The sequence below is a fragment of the Sphingopyxis sp. MC1 genome, assembly GCF_000371385.1.
Classification (GTDB): domain Bacteria; phylum Pseudomonadota; class Alphaproteobacteria; order Sphingomonadales; family Sphingomonadaceae; genus Sphingopyxis; species Sphingopyxis terrae.
Map to the genome: position 1 here is coordinate 375,629 of NZ_AOUN01000002.1, position 17,657 is coordinate 393,285.

A 17,657-nucleotide genomic window follows, 5' to 3' on the forward strand; every position below is an offset into this window, starting at 1 on the left:
CGGCTCCGCTTCAATGCCGGCTCCTGACGCTCATTCGATCTCGAACGTCAGATTGTGTATGCCGATTTCGCCGTCGCAATGATTGCAGGCAACGACCATCCGAAGGTCGTGACCGCATGGCTTGTGCGTCAGGATCAGCGGCGGGCCGCGTTCGTCGGAAAACCAGCGGTCGCCCCACTGGAGCAGCGCCAGCAATACGGGATAAAGGTCGCGACCCTTTTCGGTCAGCCGATATTCGACGCGGTCGGCGTGCGCCGAATAGGGAATGGTCCGCAATATGCCCTGCCGGATCAGCCGTTCGAGGCGGCCGGTCAGGATATTGGTCGCCATCAACGTGTCGCGCTGAATGTCATCGAAGCGGTTGATGCGCGTGAACATCGCGCGCACCACCAGCGTCGCCCATCGATCACCGAACAATTCGATCATCGTATCGACCAGCGGGCGCCCGCCCGGGCGGCGCGCCGTCACCGCGCCGTTGAAGCGCCGGCGTTCATAGTGCGGAACGACCTGGGCCAGCCCCGGCCCTTCGCGCCAGTCGACGTCGCGCGGGTCGATTTCCTTCCGGCAATGGGCGCAGATCGGAGTCGGCTCGGTTTCCGCGCCGCACGCGCTGTGCCGCAGGCGAACCCGAAAGTCGCGGCTCGCGGCTTCCCAGCGATGCTGCCAGCGCAGCATCATCAAGGCGTTGGGAAACTGGTCGCGCCCCTTCTGGGTCAACGCATAATAGGAACCGCGCCCTTCCTTCTTCGGCCGTTTGGCAAGGCAATCCTCGTCGACCAGCTTGCGTAGCCGCCCGCTGACGACCGACCGCGCGAGCCCGGTCCGCGCCACGAATTCGTCGAAGCCATGGGTGCCGAGAAAGGCCTGCTCCATGATGAGCAGCACCGGAACGTCACCGACGACATCGAGCGCGCGCCAGATCGAACAGGCGCGGATGGTGCGATCTTCTTTCACGGCTGATGCGTCCATTGCTGCGCCCGCCCTACTCCGCCGAACAGCACGCGACAAGGCCGGTCCGACGGAAGATGGGCGGTGCCCGCGCCCATGCTTCCGTCGGGGGAGAGCTGGTTCAAAAGCGCCCCGTGACCTGCACCGCTATCGTGCGCGGCCGATCGACGATCCCGTTATAGGCATTGCCCGCCCCGCCCGTGATCGTCGTCGCAAGCGGCATCGCGCTGCCGGTCTGAAGGATCCGCTGGTCGGTCAGATTGCGGCCGATCAGCGCCACTTCCCAGCGATTGTCGATCTGTCCCAAGGCGATGCGGGCGCCAAGCTTCGCATAGCTGCCCTGATAGGTCCGCGGGTCGAGATTCGCCGCCGCGATATAGGAGGAGGAAAAGTCGGCGTTGACGTTGAACGACAGCTTGAGGTCGCTGCCGACCGGCGTCCAGTAATCGACGTTGAGATTACCCGACCATTTCGGACTCAGCGCGTTACGCTTGCCGCTATAGTCGCAGAAGCCACCCGGTCCCGGCGTCTGCAGATAATAGCATTGGCCGTCGGTGAAGTTGGTGAATTTGAAATCGAGATAGGCGATCGCGCCGCTGATGGTCAGGCCTTCGGCGAGCGCCGCGCGAAAATCGGCTTCGATCCCCTGCGTCCGCGCCGCCGCCGCATTGCGGACGTTGAAGTTGAGCGTCCCGTCGAAGATGTTGACCTGCAGATCCTTGTATTTGGTGCGATAGAAGGACAGGTTGAAAGCGACGTCGCGGCCCTTGTATTTCAGCCCCGCTTCGAAATTGTCGGCGCTTTCGTCCTGGAATTCGAACGCGCCGGGCTTGGCAACCGTGGTCGACGTCGGCAAAGAATTGGACCGGATGTCGAAGCCCCCGGCCTTGGTTCCGCGCGCATAGGACGCATAGAGCATCAGGTCGTCGGTCGCGTCGAACTGGACGTTGACCATCGGATTGAAGCTGTCCTCGCTCAGCTTGCCGGCGATGCTGTGCGCCTCGATATTGAGCGCGCGGAACACCGCGGCGACAACGGCGGCGGGCGCGGTGCTGAGCGGGCCCTGCACGATGGCGAGCGATCGGCGGCCGCTCTTCTTCTCATGATTGAAGCGCGCGCCGGCCGTAACGCGAAGCTGGTCGGTCAACGATAATTCGCCCTGCGCAAAGGCCGAGATCAGGTCCGATGTCTGACTGTAATCGCGGTCGTTGCGCGTGTCGCCAAGCGCGTTGAACGGTGCGCCCAGCCCCAGGAAGGTCGGGTTGAAGAGGGTGAAATCCTGAACGTCCAGCTTGGCGTGCTGATAATAGACGCCGCCGATATAATTGAACGCCTCGCCGCCGGGCGACGTCAAACGCAACTCTTGTGAAAACTGCCGATAATCCTCGCGCAAATTGGTGCCGTCGAGAAAGCTGATCCCCGAAAAGTCGACATCGACGATCTCGCGCGTCTTATAGTCGAGTAGCGACGTCACAGAGGTCAGCGTGTGCTCGCCGATTTCCAGATCGGCGTTCAGCGTCGCCCCGAACACCTTGTTGCGGCTTTCATAGCCATTATCCTCGCGCACATAGTCGGGGACAGTGCTGACGAAGAAGGGGCCCTGGAAGACCGCATTGTAATTCCCGACCGCGCCGAACACGTCGCGCGGCTGGCCCTTCATCGCAAAGTCTGCATATTCGAGCTTCAGTTCGGCCGCGAGCGGCCCGCCCTTGTCGAACTCAACCTTGCCGCGGACATAATATTCATCGACGTTGGGCTCGTTGCGCTTCAATTTCTGGTTGTAGAAATATCCGTCCATCGAGCGATGATAGCCAACCACGCGCGCTTCGATGCCGTCGCTCAGCGGCCCCGACAGGACGCCGGTCAGCTGCAGTTCCTTGTGATTGAATTCATAGAGGCCGCTCACCGTCCCCTCGAATTCGTCGGTCGGGCTGCGTGTCGTGATATTGACCGCCCCTGCGATCGCATTCTTGCCGAACAGCGTCGGTTGGGGGCCTCGCAAAACCTCGACCCGCTCCATATCGACGAGCGGCAGGCGCGAAAGCTGGTCGCGTCCATAATAGACGCCATCGACGAACATCGCGACCGACTGTTCGAACCCCTTGTTGTCGCCCGAGGCGATGCCGCGGATCGCGATGCGATTGGCGATCGCGGTCTGGGTGATCTTCAGATTCGGGACCGACGAACTGATCTGTTCGAGGTTGGTCTGCCCATAGCTTTCGACCTGCTTGCCGCTGACCGCGGAAATCGAGATCGGCACGTCGGACAAGCCCTCGGCGCGCTTCTGGGCGGTAACGATGATGTCGTCGAGGCCGCCCTGGCTTTCGGCGGGGGCGTCCTGCGCGAACGCCGCCGTGGGACCGGCAAGCGCCGACGCGGCCAACAGCATAGCAAGTGAATGCTTCATGATTCTCCCTCTCCCCACTGCCGGCGACGGGCCGGCATGTTTTGCTTGCAAATGCCTCTTGAACGGGCATAAGTTCTGTTACGCAAGTTAGTATCGCTATGCAAGTAAGTTTTGGGAGACAGGAATGAAGCCGAAGCACGGCCTTCCCGCAGCTTTGACGCGCAATTTACGCCTGCCCGCAATCGCGGCGCCGATGTTCCTCGTGTCGGGCCCCGACATGGTCATCGCCGCCTCGCGCGCCGGAATGATCGGCAGCTTTCCCGCCCCCAACGCGCGGACGACCGCCGATCTGGAAGCCTGGGTGAGCCGCATCGACGCGGCGCTGTCGAATGATCCCGACGCCGCCGCCTGGGCGGTCAATCTGGTAGTGCATCCGTCGAACAGCCGGCTTGCCGACGACCTCGCCTGCGTCGTGCGGCACAAGGTTCCGCTCGTCATCACCGCGCTCGGCAGTCCCGCCCGCGTCGTCGAGCAAATCCACGCCTATGGCGGCATCGTTTTCGCCGACGTCAATTCGGTGGGCTTCGCCCGCAAGGCTGCGGCGGCGGGCGTCGATGGACTCGTGCTCGTCGCGGCGGGAGCCGGCGGCCATACCGGCGCCACCGCCGGTTTCGCCTTTGTCGAGGAAGTGCGGCAGTTCTGGGACGGCCCCTTGGTGCTGGGCGGCGCAATCTCGACGGGCCAGGCGATTCGGGCCGCCGAAATATTGGGGGCCGACTTCGCCTATCTCGGCACGTCGCTGATCGCCTGCACCGAGAGCATGGCGGCGCAGCCTTACAAGGACATGGTGGTCGCGGCGCGGGCCGAGGACATCGTGCCGTCGAAGGGCATCACCGGCGTGACCGCCAACTGGCTGAAATCAAGCCTGATCGCTGCGGGCTACGACCCCGCGAACATGCCTGAGGACAAGCGCCCCAATTTCTCCGATGCGCTGGACGACGCCAAGGCATGGAAGAATGTCTGGTCTGCGGGTCAGGGCGTCGGCGCGGTTCGCGCGACCGAACCGGTCGCGGACATCGTCGACCGTCTCGTGAAAGAATATGATGCGGCCGTCGCCAGGCCGCGCTTTGCAGCCGCCGAAGGAGCCATCGCATGACCGCTCAGCTTGTCGACACGATCCGGACCACCGTTCAACCGAACGACCATCCCTATATGAAGGGCGCGTGGCGGCCGACCTATAACGAGTGGAATGCGGTCTTCGCCAATGGCGAGGTCGAGGTGATCGGCACGATCCCGACCGACATCGATGGCGTTTACGTCCGCACCGGCGAGAACCAGATTCACGAACCGATCGGCCGCTATCATCCCTTTGACGGTGACGGGTTCATCCATGCGATCTCGTTCAAGGACGGCCGCGCGAGCTATCGCAGCCGCTTTGTCCGCACCAAGGGGTTCGAGGCCGAGAAGGAAGCCGGCCGCTCGCTCTGGGCCGGGTTGATGGAGCCGCCGCACAAGTCGACCCGCCACGGCTGGGGCGCGCAGGAATGGCTCAAGGATTCATCGTCGACGGACGTCGCGATCCACGCGGGCAAGATCATCTCGACCTTCTACCAGTGCGGCGAGGCCTATCGGCTCGACCCCTTCACGCTCGAACAGTTCGGCACCGAAAGCTGGGTGCCGCTCGACGGCATTTCGGCGCATTGCAAGGTCGACCTCGCGACCGGCGAACTGATGTTCTTCAACTATTCGAAGCACGCGCCCTATATGCATTATGGCGTCGTCGGCGCGGACAATAAGCTCAAACATTATATTCCCGTCCCGCTCGCCGGGCCGCGCCTGCCGCACGACATGGCGTTCACCGAAAATTACACCATCCTCAACGACATGCCGCTCTACTGGAACGCGGAACTGCTCGAAAAGAATCTGCACGTCGTCCAGTTTCATCCCGATGAAAAGACGCGCTTCGCGATCATCCCGCGGCACGGAAACCCCGAGGATATCCGCTGGTTCGAAGCCGCGCCGACCTACACGCTCCACTGGCTGAACGCTTGGGAGGAAGGCGACGAGATCATCCTCGACGGCTATTATCAGGAAGAGCCGATGCCGAAATCCTATCCGAACGCGCCCGAGGGGCTCGAACGGATGATGGCCTATCTCGATCAGGGACTCCTGAAGCCGCGCCTCCACCGCTGGCGCTTCAACTTGAAGACCGGAAAGACAACCGAACAAAGGCTCGACGACCGCGATCTCGAATTCGGCATGTTCAACCAGCGCTATGCGGGCAAACCCTACCGTTACGCATACAGCGCGATCCCCGAGCCAGGCTGGTTCCTGTTCCGCGGCCTCGTCAAGCATGACCTTAACGCCGGAACGAGCGAATCCTATGAGTTCGGCCCCGGCCGCTTCGGCAGCGAGGCCCCCTTCGCGCCGCGCATCGATGCCAAGGACGAGGACGACGGCTATCTCGTTTCCTTCATTGCCGACCTCGAAACCGACACGTCCGAATGCGTGCTGATCGACGCCAAGAATATCGCGGCGGGGCCAGTGTGCCGGATCATCCTGCCCGAGCGCATCTGTTCGGGCACACACACCGTCTGGGCGAGCGGCGATGACATAGGCATGGGTCCGAACAGCGTGCTGGCCGCCTGACGATGATCGTCGCGGGAGAGGATAAAAGGCGGCGCTATCGCGAAAGTGGCTGGTGGGGCGATCGCACCTTCGCCGATCTGTTCGCGGCCAATGCTGCCGCCCATCCCGATCGGCTCGCACTGGTCGATGCCCCCAATCGCGCCGACTTCGCTTTCGGCGATCCGCAGCGGTTGACCTATGTCGAGCTGACGGCGGAGATCGATCGGCTCGCGGGCACGCTCGTCGCGGCGGGGATCGGCAAGGATGATGTGCTGCTCGTCCAGCTTCCGAACATCAGCGAGTTCGTCGCGCTCTATTTTGCGGCGGCGAAGATCGGCGCGATCGTCAGCCCGGCGGCGGTGCAATATCGCAGCCATGAGCTGAAAGGCATGATCGGCGTTGTCGAGCCCAAAGCCTTCGTCTGCGCGACGCAGATGAAGGGTTGCGACCATGTCGGCGTAGCAGCGCCGCTGCTGGATGGTGTCCGGCTGATGACCTTCGGCCCCAAGGCGCCCGTCGGCGCGATCGACCTCTCGGCCGCCAGCGGCGACGCCGGAGCTCTCGCAGCCCATGTCGCCGCGAACCCGGTCGATGCCGACGACATCTTCACCATCTGCTGGACCTCGGGAACCACCGGCGTGCCCAAGGGCGTCCCGCGCAGCCATAACCACTGGATCGCGGTCGCCGGGGCAGGATACGAGGCGATGAAGGTCGGGCCGGGCGATGTCCTGCTCAACCCCTTCCCGCTCATCAATATGGCGAGCATCGGCGGCATCACCATGTGCTGGCTGACCAGCGCGGGTACGATGGTGCTGCACCATCCCTTCGATCCCGCCATCTATCTTCGGCAGATCGCGACCGAACGGCCGAGCCTGACGATCGCCCCGCCCGCCGTGCTCAACATGCTGCTGCAGAATGAGGCTTTGCTGGCGAGCGTCGATCTCTCCAGCCTGCGCGTCATCGCTTCGGGTTCGGCACCGCTCGCGCCCGCGATGGTGCGCGGTTTTCAGGAAAAGCTCGGCATCGTCATTGTCAACGTCTTCGGGTCGAACGAGGGGATGAGCTTCATCACCGGCGAGGGCGACATGCCCGATCCCGACAAGCGCGCGAGCCTGTTCCCGCGCCGCGGCACCTATCGGCGCCCCTATGGCGAGGGCCGCGCGCCCAATATCGAAAGCCGCCTCGTCCCGCCCGGCGGCGGCGATCCGATCGAGGCGGACGGCATCTCGGGCGAACTTCAAATCCGCGGACCGACCTTGTTCGAGGGCTATCACAACGCGCCCGAGCGCACCGCCGAAGCCTTCACAGCCGACGGCTGGTTCCGCACCGGCGACCTGTTCGAAATTGCCGAAGGCGGCGATTTCTATCGCTTCGTCGGGCGCTGCAAGGATCTGATCATCCGCGGCGGCGTGAACATCTCGCCCGAGGAGATCGACCAGCTCTTGGGCGGCCATCCCTTGCTCGCCGAGGCTTGCTCCTTTTCGCTGCCCTGCGCGAAGATGGGCGAGCGGATCGGCCTCGCCTATGTCCCGCGCGGCGGCGTGGATGTGGGGCTGCCCGACGTAACCGACTATCTCCGCGAAAAAGACCTCGCGGTGTTCAAACTGCCCGAGCGCCTGTTCCGCTTCGACGCCTTGCCGCGCAACGTCACGAACAAGGTGATGCGCAGCGAAGTGCGCGAAATGGCGCTCGCCACTCTCGAAAAGGAAGCCTGACATGGCGAAAGATGTCTTCATCCTCGGCGGCGCGCAAACCGACTTCTCGCGCAACCTCGAACGCGAGGGCGGCGGGTTGTTCGAGCTGTTCCGCGACGTTGCCGAAGCCGCGTTCGCCGCGACCGGTATCGAACCCCGCGAGGTCGAAACCGCGCACGTCGGCAATTTCGTCGGCGAACTGTTCGCGGGCCAAGGCCAGCTCGGCGGCTTCTTCGGCCATGTCCACCCCGACCTTGCGGGCATCCCCGCCTCGCGCCACGAGGCCGCCTGCGCATCGGGCAGCATTGCGATCCTCGCCGCAGCGGCCGAGATCGAGGCCGAGCGCTATGGCCTCGCGCTCGTCCTCGGCATCGAACTGATGCGCAATGTGCCCGGCCAGCGCGCCGCCGAATATCTCGGCGCCGCCGCATGGGCCGGGCGCGAGGCGCAGGAGGCGCGCTACCTGTGGCCGTATATGTTCGCGCGCGTCGCGGAGGAATATGAGGAGCGCTTCGGGCTCGATCGCGCGCATCTGCGTGCCATTTCGGCAAATAACTTCGCCAATGCCAAGAAGAACCCCAACTCGCAGACGCGCGGCTGGGCGGTGACCGACGATCATCTCGGCGAGAATGACGAGGTCAATCCGCTGATCGAAGGAAGCCTGCGCAAGTCCGACTGCGGACAGGTGACCGACGGCGCTGCCGCCATCTTCCTCGCCTCGCGCGCGGTTGCCGAGGCCTATGCGAAGCGCCGCGGCATTCCGCTCGACAGCATCCCGCGCATCAAGGGCTGGGGCCACGCCACCGCCCCCCTGCTCTATTCGACCAAGGTCGCCGACAGCCGCGGCGGCGACTATGTCTTCCCCAGCGTGCGCAAGGCGATGATGGACGCGCTGCGCCGCGCCGAGATGCCTGACATCTATGCGTGCGACGGGGTCGAGGTGCATGATTGCTTCTCGATCACCGAATATATGGCGATCGATCATTTCGGCATCACCAAGCCAGGCGAAAGCTGGCGCGCGGTCGAGGACGGGACAATTGCGCTCGGCGGCAAGCTGCCGGTCAATCCGTCGGGCGGGCTAATCGGGCTCGGCCATCCGGTCGGCGCGACGGGCGTACGGATGCTGCTCGACGGCTGGCGGCAGGTGACGGGCAATGCCGGCGACTATCAGGTCGAAGGCGCGCGCAATTTCGCGACCTTCAACGTCGGCGGCAGCGCCACGACCGCAGTCAGCTTCGTCGTCGGCACCTGATTTGACCGACGTCTATATCCACGACGCGGTGCGGACACCGCGCGGCAAGGCGCGGCCGGACGGCGGCCTTGCAAAGCTCAGCCCGCAGGAACTGGTTCGCCAGCAGATTGTAGCGCTGCGCGCGCGCGGCGGCGATGCGGCGGCCGCGCCCGACGCGCTGCTGCTCGGCTGCGTAACGCAGAGCGGCACGCAGGGTGGCCACATCGCGCTGGTCGCCAAACTCCATGCCGGTCTGCCGCAAGAAACCACCGCGCACAGCATCAACAATTATTGCGCATCGGGACTTTCGGCGATCGGCCATGCGATTGCGAGGGTGGCGAGCGGCGAGATGAATTCGGTGCTCGCCGGCGGCGTCGAATCGATGAGCAGCGCGCCCTTTCTGGGCGACCGGGCGAGCTTCTACACCGCCGCGGACTTGCCGCCGCACGCCCGCTTCGTTCCGCCGGTTCTCGGCGCCGACCGGCTCGCGCATGCCGAAGGCATCGCGCGTGCCGACCTCGACGCGGTCGCCCTCCTGTCACAGCAGCGCGCGGTGGCGGCGGAGGACAGACCGGCGCTGCAACGCTCGCGCATCGACACCGGCGCGCTGTCGCGCGAGGAATGCCTGCGCCCGCAAACCAGCGCGGAAACCCTCGCCGACACACCGCCGGCCTTTGGCGACCTGCAGGATCAATATGCCGCGGCGCTCGGCGGCGTGCGCTTTGCGCCGCTGCACAGCATCGCCCACGCTCCGCCAATCTGCGACGGCGCCGGCCTCGCGCTTCTCGGAACCGACGGGCTCGGCGACGCCCCGCGCGCGCGCGTCGTCGCCTTTGCCGAATGCGGCGGCGATCCGGCCGCGTCGCTGACCGCCGGCTTCGCCGCGATGGACAAGGTATTGGCACGCGCCGGACTGACGATCGACGCCATGGATCGCATCGAATTCATGGAAGCCTTCGCGGTCACCATCGCCAAATTCCTGCGCGATTATGATGTCGATCCGATGCGGGTGAACGTCGGCGGAGGTCATCTGGCAAAGGGACATCCGATGGGCGCCAGCGGCGTGATCCTGACGTCGGCGCTGCTCGACGCGCTCGATACGTGCGACGGGCGTTTGGGGCTCGTGGTCGTAACGGGCGCGATGGGGGTTGGCGCCGCCCTGATCGTGGAACGAATCGATCGCTCCTGAAGCAGCGGTGATGCGACGGCGAGCGCATAGGGACGCACGAATTACCAGTCTTGACAATATATGTAGGAACCTACATTGATGGCCGATGATCGATGATCCTTCGGCCGCATTGACGGCTTCCATCCATGCCACGGCGAGCCGCCGATACTTTCTTGCCGGAGCGCTTTCGGCCGTTGCGCTCGCGCCGCCAGCGCTCGCGCGCTCGCCCGCCGCCGAAAACCTCGACCGCTTCCTTGCGGACCAGAGGCGCAGCGGCGGGATGGCAGGCCTTGCCGTCGGTCTTGCGCGATCGGGCAAAGTGCTGCTGTCGCGAACCTGCGGCCATGCCGACATTGCCATGCGGCGGCCCGTCACCGTCGATTCGATGTTTCACCTCGCGTCGGTGACGAAAACGATTACCGCCACCGGGATCATGATGCTGGCGGAGGAGGGACGGCTGGATATCGACGCGCCGATCAACCGCTACCTCGACTTCGCGGTCGTTTCTCCGGCAGCGCCCGAGCAAAATATTACCGCGCGCCACCTTCTCATGCATATGTCGGGCATCTCGGATGCCACCTATTATGCGGTGGATTTCCGGACGCACGGCGACGATTCGCCGCTCGCACTCGGCGATTTCCTGCGCAGTTATCTGGTTCCCGGCGGAACGCATTATTCTGCGACCGGGAGCTTTTCCGGCGCGCCACCGGGACGGGCCTATGACTATTCCAACGTCGGCTATGGCCTGCTCGGCTATATCGGCACGCGCGTCGCCGGCGTCGATTTCAGGACCTATCTGCAGCGCCGGCTGTTCAGCCCGCTCGGCATGGATCATCTGTCGTGGACCCTCGCCGATGTTCCGGCCGGGCTTCGCGTCACGCCCTATGAAATCGACGCGCAGCGTCTTGTCCCTGTTGCGCCCGTCGGATTTCCCGATTGGCCTGCGGGCATGCTCCGCGCCTCGATCTCGGGCCTCATGCCCTTCGTCGCGGCGTCGGCAAATCGCGGCCGCACCGGGTCTCGCCGGATGCTCGCCGAACCCTCGATGGACGAGATGCTCCACATGCAAAAGCCGCCAGGTCTGCCGGCCTGGCTGACCGGTCAGGGGCTCGGCTGGATGGAATCCGAGGGCGAAGGCGCGCCGCGCATCAATCATTGGGGCGGCGATCCCGGCGTTTTCACGGCGGTCTATGTCGATCCCGCGACGACGACCGGGGTTGCAATCCTCGCCAATGGCTCGGCGACCGCATCCAGCAAAACCGCGATCAAGGCCATCGCGCGCAAACTGTTCACGCTCGGGAACGCGTTCTCATGAGCGAACAGCCCGATTACAGCCGGCTCGCCGGCGGCGCGGCACTGGGCGCCAGGCTGCGCCGATTGTCCGAACGGATCGATCGCGAGAGCGCTCAACTATATGCCGCATTCGGCATCGAATTCGAGCAGCGATGGTTCGGGATTCTCAATCAGATCATACGCAACGGGCCGATGACCGTAGGCGACATCGCGTCGGCGCTGCGTCTAACCCATGTCTCGATAAGCCAGGCGCGGCGTTCGCTGGAGGCCAAGGGCTTCGTCCACAGTCTCACCGACGGCAAGGATGCGCGAAGACGTCCGATAGCGCTGACGCCGAAAGGCGAGGCGCTGACCAGAGAACTCGCCGGACTCTGGCAGGCGCTCGGCGACAGCGCCACCGAACTCAATGCCGAAGCCGGCGATCTGATACCGCTCCTCGACCGTCTGGACGATGCGCTGGCGGAGCGCTCGCTTCTCGACCGCGCTTTGGCACATGCGGCGCGGCCTTGACCACGACGCCACGAAAGCTCCCGCCAATTGAATATGTCGCTGGAACGGCGCACACTTGGAGAGCCGCCGTGGTCCGGCCTGGCAGGGGCAGCAGGATTCGAACCCGCGACCCTCGGTTTTGGAGACCGATGCTCTACCAGCTGAGCTATACCCCTAGGCCGGAGTGCGCCCTTAGCCGTAACGGGGGGCCGCGCGCAAGGGGATTGCGCGCGGTGCCCCAACATTGTTGCCGCCCTTACCGCGGCGTCGGAACCCTAGCTTGCAAAGCATCGGCAGGCTGATATGCGAAACGGCGCATGAGCACCGCCCCGTCCCCCGAGGTTTCGCAGCATTATCTGGGCGGCATCGCGCTGCGGCTGCTCGCCATGCTCAGCCTCTCCCTGATGTTCGTGCTCGTAAAGCGGATCGACGCCGCGGGCATCCATATCGTCGAGAGCCTGTTCTGGCGGCAGGCGATCGTGCTGCCGATGCTCGTCGGCTGGGCGCTGACGCGGGGCGGCCTTGCCATCTATCGCACCCACCGGATCGGCACCCATGCGCGGCGAGCGATGATGGGGCTGACCGGCATGGCTCTCAACTTCGGCGGGATGATCTTTTTGCCCATGGCCGAGGCGACGACGATAAACCTGTCGGTGCCGATCTTCGCGGTGATCTTTGCCGCGCTGTTCCTCGGCGAGCCGACGGGGTGGCAGCGGTGGAGCGCCGTGCTGGTCGGTTTCCTCGGCGTCCTGCTCGTCCTCAATCCGACGACGCTGATTGCGCAGGGCTTCACCGGCCATCACGGGCTCGGCACGCTGATCGCGCTCGGCGGGGCGGTGATGACCGCGCTGATCACCATCCAGGTCCGCGACCTCGCGCGGACCGAAAGTCCGATGACGATCGTCTTCTGGTTCAGCCTGATCTCTATGCTGCCGCTCGGTCTGGCGCTGCCTTTCGTGATGACCGCGCACGGCGCCGGCGAATGGGCGTTGCTGATCGGGCTCGGCCTGCTCGGCGCGGTGGTGCAATTGTCGCTGACCGGCGCGCTGCGTCTCGCGCCCGTCGCCGTGGTGACGCCGATGGATTATTCGAGCCTGCTGTGGTCGATTGCCTGCGGCTGGTTCTTCTTCGGCACTCTGCCCGCCGAGACGACCTGGGTCGGCGCGCCGCTGATCGTCGCGAGCGGGCTGTTCATCGCCTGGCGCGAGCATCGCCTGCATATCGAACGGATGAAGGATATCACCGCATGACCCCGCCCATCCTCTACCATTGCCCCGATGCCCGCTCGCTGCGCTGCCTGTGGGCGGTCGAAGAGGTGGGCGCAGACGTCGACCTGCGCGTCCTGCCCTTTCCGCCGCGCGCCGTTGCGCCCGAGTATCGCGCGGTCAATCCGCTGATGACGGTTCCGGGCTGGGTCGAAGGCGGACGGTTGATGACCGAATCGGCGGCCATATGCGAACGCATCGTCGAGGGCAGCGCGCTCGAGGTGCGCCGCGACGAAGCCGATTATTGGGACTATCGCAACTGGCTGCACCGCAGCGATGCCACGCTGACCTTCCCGCTCGCGATCATGATCCGCTACACGCGGGTCGAACCCGCCGAGCGCCGGCTCGCGCAGGCGGTCGACGATTACAAGGCCTTCTTCGGCGGTCGCGCCAAGAGCATCGAGGCGGCGCTCGCCGACGGGCGCGAATGGCTGGTCGCCGGGCGATTCACCGCCGCCGACATCGCCATCGGCTATGCCGCATTCCTTGCGACGACGCTGGGCGCGGCCGACGTGCTGGGCGAAGCGACGGCCGACTGGCTGCATCGCTGCACTGCCCGCCCCGCCTTCCTTCGCGCCCGCGAACGCCAGCGCACCGACGCGCCGCAGCTATAGCCCCAGCATCAGCTTGGCCATGATATTGCGCTGAATCTCGTTCGACCCGCCATAGATCGACGCGGCGCGACCGTTGAAATAGCGGGCCGAGGCGGTGAGATCATCCTCGGGCCCAACGAAGGGCAGATTGCTGCCCGCCGCGCGCGCCGCGAACTGGTGCGGCGCCGCGTAGGGACCGGCGATTTCGACCGCTAGTTCCTGAATCCGCTGCTGCGCTTCGGTGCCCTGCACCTTCAGCATCGATGACGCCGGGCCGGGGCTGCGCCCGCGCGCGATTGCCGCCATCATCCGCTGCTCGGCGGCATGGATCGCGTGTACATCGGTATAGAGCCGTGCGAAACGCCGCCGGATCGCCGGATCGTCAAGCAAGGTGCCGCCCTCGCCGAAATCGCGCGCCGCCGCGCTCGCCAGCAGGCGATCGAGCGCGGCCGTCAGCCCCGCAGCGTAAGCCGCCGAGCGTTCGAACTCGAGCAGATATTTGGCGACGCCCCACCCCTGATCCTCTTCGCCGAGCCGGCCCGATTGCGGCACGCGGACATTGTCGAAAAAGACCTGGTTGAAATCATGGTCGCCCGACAGCGTCAGGATCGGCCGCACCTCGATCCCCGGCAGCGCCATGTCGAGCAACAGGAAGGTGATGCCCTGTTGCGGGCGGCCGTCGCGGCTGGTGCGCACCAGGCAGAACATGCGGTTCGCGAAATGGGCGTGGGTCGTCCAGATTTTCGACCCGTTCAGCACATAATCATCGCCGTCGCGCTCCGCGCGGAGCGACAGGCTGGCGAGATCCGATCCCGCCTGCGGTTCGGAATAGCCCTGGCACCAGAAATCCTCGCCCGACAGGATACGCGGCAGATAATGCGCCTTCTGCTCGGGGGTGCCGAAGCGCATGATGCACGGCGCCACCATGCGCAATCCCATCGGCGACAGGCTGGGCGCGCCGGCGGCGGCGAGTTCGGAATCGAAGATATGCCGCTGCGTTTCGTCCCAGCCGGTCCCGCCATATTCGCGCGGCCAGTGCGGCGCCGCCCAGCCATGGCGATGCAGGATCGCCTGCCACGCCATTGCATGCGGCTTGTCGACGAACACGCTCGTCGCGCGCGCCGCGGCGTCGCGCAGATCGTCGGTCAGATTGGCCGCGATCCAGCCGCGAACCTCCTGCCGGAAGGCCTCCAACCCCTGCCTCTGCATCGGATCGGCCGTCAATTCACCATCCGCTCATAGCCTTCCCAATAGGGGGCGCGGAGATCCTTGCGAAGAATCTTGCCGCTGGCGTTGCGCGGCAGCGCCTCGATCACGTCGACGCTGCGCGGACATTTGAATGGCGCTATGCGCTCGCGCGCCCAGGCAATGATGTCGGCCTCTTCCACCGTCGTCCCGGGCTTGGGCACGACGACCGCCTTGACCGTTTCACCCCATTTGGGATCGGGGATGCCGATCACGGCGACTTCCTGCACCGCCGGGTGGCCGTAGATCGCGCTTTCAACCTCGGCCGGATAGACATTCTCGCCGCCGGTGATGATCATGTCCTTCACCCGGTCGTGGATGTAGAGATAGCCGTCCTCGTCCATATAGCCGGCGTCGCCGGTGTGGATCCAGCCGTCGCCCGTCATCGTGCGCGCGGTCGCCTCGGGCAGGTTCCAGTAGCCGAGCATATTGTTCGAAGAGCGCGTGACGACTTCGCCCACCGCCCCCACGGGCATGTCCTGCCCGTCGTCGCCGATGATCCTGATCTCCACGCCGGGCAGCGGTTTGCCGGCCGACCGCATGCGCTTGTTGCCTTCGGGATCATGATCCTCGGGCGGCAGCATGCAGATCGTGCCGGTCGTTTCGGTCATTCCATAGGCCTGAATGAATTCCGCCCCGAACATCTTGATGCACTGGCGCAGCAGTTCGAGCGGGATCGGCGCCGCGCCATAGAGGATATATTTGAGCCGGCTGTAATCGACGGTGCCGCAGCGCGGGTGGAGCAGCAGCATCTGAAGCGCCGCGGGAACGATGAAGAAGCGCGTCACGCCATGCTGTTCGACCGCATCGAAAACCCCGTCGGGATTGAATTCGGCGAGGATGATACCGGGCAGTCCTGCCGCCAGTGCCATGATCCCCAGCCCCGTTCCGCCGATATGTGCGCACGGCATCGCGACGAGGACCGCCTCGTCATCGTCCCATTTCGTATAGGCAAGGTCGGCGTCGGCCGAGTTTTTCCGCAACGCGAACAAATTGCGGTTCGACAGCACGGCACCTTTGGGATTGCCGGTCGTCCCCGAGGTATAAAGTTGCAGCACTGCATCGTCGGGACCGGATGGGGTGAAGGGCGCGCGCGGCGTCGCCTCGATCAGCGCGCGTGCCTCGGTATCGCCGACGATGCGCGGCGCATGGTCGAGCTTGCCCGCCAACTGATCGGGCACCGCGTCGAAGCCGGGGCCGGTGAAGACGATCTTCGCCCGGGTATCGTTGATGATATAGGCCCATTCGACGGGCGACAGCCGCCAGCCGATCGGCGCCATCACGATCCCGGCGCGCGCGGCACCAAAGAAAAGCGTGAAATAGAGATCGCTGTTCTTGCCGATCCACGCGATGCGATCGCCCTTTTCAAGCCCCGCGGCGCGCAGCGCGCTCGCCACGCGCGCGGTCCGCTCCTCAAGCTCGGCATAGGTGAACAATCGGTCCTCTTCGCGCATCGCAATGCGCTGCGGCCGGTCGGCGGCCCAGTGGGTGATGAATTCGTCGAAACTGACAAGATCCGAAACGTCGGCAGCCATCGATCCTCTCTCCTCGAATCGCGTTGCTATTTGCAATCGAGAAGGACGCTAAAGCTTCGGCAGCCAAGGTAAAGCGCCGAACGCCCAACCTGACAGCAGTGACAGCTTGGGCGCGCCGCCGAACTCAGCCGCCCTTGCGGAAGAGCAACATCAGATTGTTCGCCGGCATGGTGCGGCGCTCGGCAAAGCGAAACCCGTGCCGCGCCGCCGCATCGACGACCGCCTCCACTTCGCGCAGCCCCCAGGCGGGATTGCGGCTGCGCAGGCTGGCGTCGAAAGCAAGATTACTGTCGGTGGTCGCAACAGCGGCTTCGATATAGGGGCCGTAAAGGATCAGAGGGGCGCCCGGTCCCAGCAATCGCGCCGCCCCCGCGAACAGGCCCAGCGTCGCCGCCCACGGGCTGATATGCACCATGTTGATGCACAAGAGGGCATCGGCATGACCCAGCGGCCAGTCCGGCGCCGATGCGTCGAGATGCAGCGGCGCGGCGATGTTCGACAGCCCTGCCTCGGCGCTCCAGGCCGTGATCGAGGCGAGCGCGGCGGGGTCGGGGTCGCTCGGCTGCCAACCAAGCTTCGGGAAGGCGGCGGCGAAATGGACGGCATGCTCGCCCGAACCGCTCGCCACCTCAAGCACCGTGCCCGACGCGGGGAGCCAGTCGCCGAGCACCGCGGCGATCGCGTCGCGATTGCGCAAGGTTGCGGGGGCATGGCGCTTGTCGCCCTCGCCGCCGTCCGACGGCGTCCAGGGGCGCGGTGTCACGCCGCCTTGGCCTGCGCCCGCGCGCGACGTTCGCGCACGATCAGCCACGCCAGCAGCCCGACCGGCCCGACCATCAGCGTCAGGAACAGGAACGGGAACTGGACGAGCCGGCTGAAACCCTTGGCATCGGCATCGCGGGCAATCCACATGCCCGTGAACAGGTCGAAGGCCAGATAATGCGTCCAGCCGAGCGTCGCGCCGCCGGGACTGTCGAACAATTTCATAACCCCCGCCAGCGTCGTGAAATCGCCGCCGCCTGGCCCGCCGGCATCGATCGTGCCGGAAAGGAAGCCGCCGAGCATCACGGCATAGGCGAGGCAGAGCAGGAAGACCCCGGCATAGAGGATCAGCGCCAGCACTTTCGGCCCGCGCGGCGCGAAGGCGAGGAGCAGCCAGCCACCGATTGCCCAATAATTGGCCAGCAGGAACACGCTATCCCAGCTCATCGTCCCTCCCCT

General features: G+C 65.1%; 15 protein-coding genes and 1 tRNA gene. 9 read left to right on the forward strand and 7 right to left on the reverse strand.

Annotated features, from left to right (window positions below):
• Positions 1-30: 30 nt before the first annotated feature.
• Both EBMC1_RS02340 and EBMC1_RS02345 read right to left on the reverse strand, forming a co-directional pair.
• Positions 31-969 carry a winged helix-turn-helix transcriptional regulator gene (locus EBMC1_RS02340; RefSeq protein WP_003039943.1) on the reverse strand — a complete coding sequence of 313 codons (939 nt, stop codon included), beginning with the start codon at positions 967-969 and terminating at the stop codon, positions 31-33.
• Between the two features lie 100 nt (positions 970-1,069).
• A complete protein-coding gene (locus EBMC1_RS02345) occupies positions 1,070-3,355 on the reverse strand; it encodes a TonB-dependent receptor (RefSeq protein ID WP_040589152.1) in 2,286 nt (761 codons plus the stop codon).
• Positions 3,356-3,479: 124 nt separating this feature from the next.
• On the opposite strand from EBMC1_RS02345, the gene EBMC1_RS02350 reads away from it, so the two are divergent.
• From EBMC1_RS02350 to EBMC1_RS02380, 7 genes are all read left to right on the forward strand, one after another.
• Positions 3,480-4,451 (forward strand): NAD(P)H-dependent flavin oxidoreductase, encoded by a 972-nt coding sequence (locus EBMC1_RS02350; protein WP_003039949.1) that lies wholly within the window; start codon positions 3,480-3,482, stop codon positions 4,449-4,451.
• Positions 4,448-5,944: a carotenoid oxygenase family protein gene (locus tag EBMC1_RS02355; protein WP_003039952.1), complete on the forward strand. Its 1,497-nt coding sequence runs from the start codon at positions 4,448-4,450 to the stop codon at positions 5,942-5,944. Before EBMC1_RS02350 ends, EBMC1_RS02355 begins: the two co-directional genes overlap by 4 nt.
• Positions 5,945-5,946: 2 nt before the next feature.
• Positions 5,947-7,638: a class I adenylate-forming enzyme family protein gene (locus EBMC1_RS02360; RefSeq protein WP_003039955.1), complete on the forward strand. Its 1,692-nt coding sequence runs from the start codon at positions 5,947-5,949 to the stop codon at positions 7,636-7,638.
• A 1-nt stretch (position 7,639) separates the two neighbouring features.
• Positions 7,640-8,869: an acetyl-CoA acetyltransferase gene (locus EBMC1_RS02365; RefSeq protein WP_003039956.1), complete on the forward strand. Its 1,230-nt coding sequence runs from the start codon at positions 7,640-7,642 to the stop codon at positions 8,867-8,869.
• A 1-nt stretch (position 8,870) separates the two neighbouring features.
• Positions 8,871-10,037 carry an acetyl-CoA C-acyltransferase gene (locus tag EBMC1_RS02370; protein WP_003039959.1) on the forward strand — a complete coding sequence of 389 codons (1,167 nt, stop codon included), beginning with the start codon at positions 8,871-8,873 and terminating at the stop codon, positions 10,035-10,037.
• Between the two features lie 85 nt (positions 10,038-10,122).
• On the forward strand, positions 10,123-11,331 hold the full coding sequence (locus EBMC1_RS02375) for a serine hydrolase domain-containing protein (protein ID WP_003039961.1): 1,209 nt from the start codon (positions 10,123-10,125) through the stop codon (positions 11,329-11,331).
• Positions 11,328-11,819, forward strand: coding sequence for a MarR family winged helix-turn-helix transcriptional regulator (locus tag EBMC1_RS02380; RefSeq protein ID WP_003039964.1), 492 nt, complete (start codon positions 11,328-11,330; stop codon positions 11,817-11,819). Before EBMC1_RS02375 ends, EBMC1_RS02380 begins: the two co-directional genes overlap by 4 nt.
• Before the next feature lie 79 nt (positions 11,820-11,898).
• Here EBMC1_RS02380 and EBMC1_RS02385 read toward each other — a convergent pair.
• Positions 11,899-11,974: transfer RNA gene (locus EBMC1_RS02385), tRNA-Trp, on the reverse strand.
• 141 nt (positions 11,975-12,115) lie between these two features.
• Between EBMC1_RS02385 and EBMC1_RS02390 the strand changes: the two genes are divergently transcribed.
• Both EBMC1_RS02390 and EBMC1_RS02395 read left to right on the forward strand, forming a co-directional pair.
• Complete coding sequence (locus tag EBMC1_RS02390; protein WP_003039967.1) at positions 12,116-13,048, forward strand: DMT family transporter; 933 nt, start codon at positions 12,116-12,118, stop codon at positions 13,046-13,048.
• The gene (locus tag EBMC1_RS02395) at positions 13,045-13,677 is read left to right on the forward strand and encodes a glutathione S-transferase family protein (protein WP_003039970.1); all 633 of its coding nucleotides are present in this window, start codon (positions 13,045-13,047) and stop codon (positions 13,675-13,677) included. The genes EBMC1_RS02390 and EBMC1_RS02395 overlap by 4 nt, the downstream gene beginning before the upstream one ends.
• On the opposite strand, the gene EBMC1_RS02400 is transcribed toward EBMC1_RS02395, so the two are convergent.
• The 4 genes from EBMC1_RS02400 to EBMC1_RS02415 all read right to left on the reverse strand — a co-directional run bounded on the left by EBMC1_RS02400 (position 13,672) and on the right by EBMC1_RS02415 (position 17,645).
• Positions 13,672-14,865, reverse strand: coding sequence for an acyl-CoA dehydrogenase family protein (locus EBMC1_RS02400; RefSeq protein ID WP_040589322.1), 1,194 nt, complete (start codon positions 14,863-14,865; stop codon positions 13,672-13,674). The two genes, EBMC1_RS02395 and EBMC1_RS02400, sit on opposite strands and share 6 nt — an antisense overlap.
• Before the next feature lie 11 nt (positions 14,866-14,876).
• On the reverse strand, positions 14,877-16,436 hold the full coding sequence (locus tag EBMC1_RS02405) for a fatty acid--CoA ligase (RefSeq protein WP_003039976.1): 1,560 nt from the start codon (positions 16,434-16,436) through the stop codon (positions 14,877-14,879).
• Positions 16,437-16,560: 124 nt separating this feature from the next.
• Positions 16,561-17,199: a DUF938 domain-containing protein gene (locus tag EBMC1_RS02410; RefSeq protein WP_003039978.1), complete on the reverse strand. Its 639-nt coding sequence runs from the start codon at positions 17,197-17,199 to the stop codon at positions 16,561-16,563.
• Positions 17,196-17,645, reverse strand: coding sequence for an ABA4-like family protein (locus EBMC1_RS02415; protein ID WP_003039982.1), 450 nt, complete (start codon positions 17,643-17,645; stop codon positions 17,196-17,198). Before EBMC1_RS02415 ends, EBMC1_RS02410 begins: the two co-directional genes overlap by 4 nt.
• Positions 17,646-17,657: the final 12 nt, after the last annotated feature.

Bases quoted from the DNA above. Each gene is read 5' to 3' on its own strand.
- EBMC1_RS02340 (WP_003039943.1), bottom strand. From the start codon at position 969: ATGGACGCATCAGCCGTGAAAGAAGATCGCACCATCCGCGCCTGTTCG.
- EBMC1_RS02345 (WP_040589152.1), bottom strand. From the start codon at position 3,355: ATGAAGCATTCACTTGCTATGCTGTTGGCCGCGTCGGCGCTTGCCGGT.
- EBMC1_RS02350 (WP_003039949.1), top strand. From the start codon at position 3,480: ATGAAGCCGAAGCACGGCCTTCCCGCAGCTTTGACGCGCAATTTACGC.
- EBMC1_RS02355 (WP_003039952.1), top strand. From the start codon at position 4,448: ATGACCGCTCAGCTTGTCGACACGATCCGGACCACCGTTCAACCGAAC.
- EBMC1_RS02360 (WP_003039955.1), top strand. From the start codon at position 5,947: ATGATCGTCGCGGGAGAGGATAAAAGGCGGCGCTATCGCGAAAGTGGC.
- EBMC1_RS02365 (WP_003039956.1), top strand. From the start codon at position 7,640: ATGGCGAAAGATGTCTTCATCCTCGGCGGCGCGCAAACCGACTTCTCG.
- EBMC1_RS02375 (WP_003039961.1), top strand. From the start codon at position 10,123: ATGATCGATGATCCTTCGGCCGCATTGACGGCTTCCATCCATGCCACG.
- EBMC1_RS02380 (WP_003039964.1), top strand. From the start codon at position 11,328: ATGAGCGAACAGCCCGATTACAGCCGGCTCGCCGGCGGCGCGGCACTG.
- EBMC1_RS02390 (WP_003039967.1), top strand. From the start codon at position 12,116: ATGAGCACCGCCCCGTCCCCCGAGGTTTCGCAGCATTATCTGGGCGGC.
- EBMC1_RS02395 (WP_003039970.1), top strand. From the start codon at position 13,045: ATGACCCCGCCCATCCTCTACCATTGCCCCGATGCCCGCTCGCTGCGC.
- EBMC1_RS02400 (WP_040589322.1), bottom strand. From the start codon at position 14,865: ATGCAGAGGCAGGGGTTGGAGGCCTTCCGGCAGGAGGTTCGCGGCTGG.
- EBMC1_RS02405 (WP_003039976.1), bottom strand. From the start codon at position 16,436: ATGGCTGCCGACGTTTCGGATCTTGTCAGTTTCGACGAATTCATCACC.
- EBMC1_RS02415 (WP_003039982.1), bottom strand. From the start codon at position 17,645: ATGAGCTGGGATAGCGTGTTCCTGCTGGCCAATTATTGGGCAATCGGT.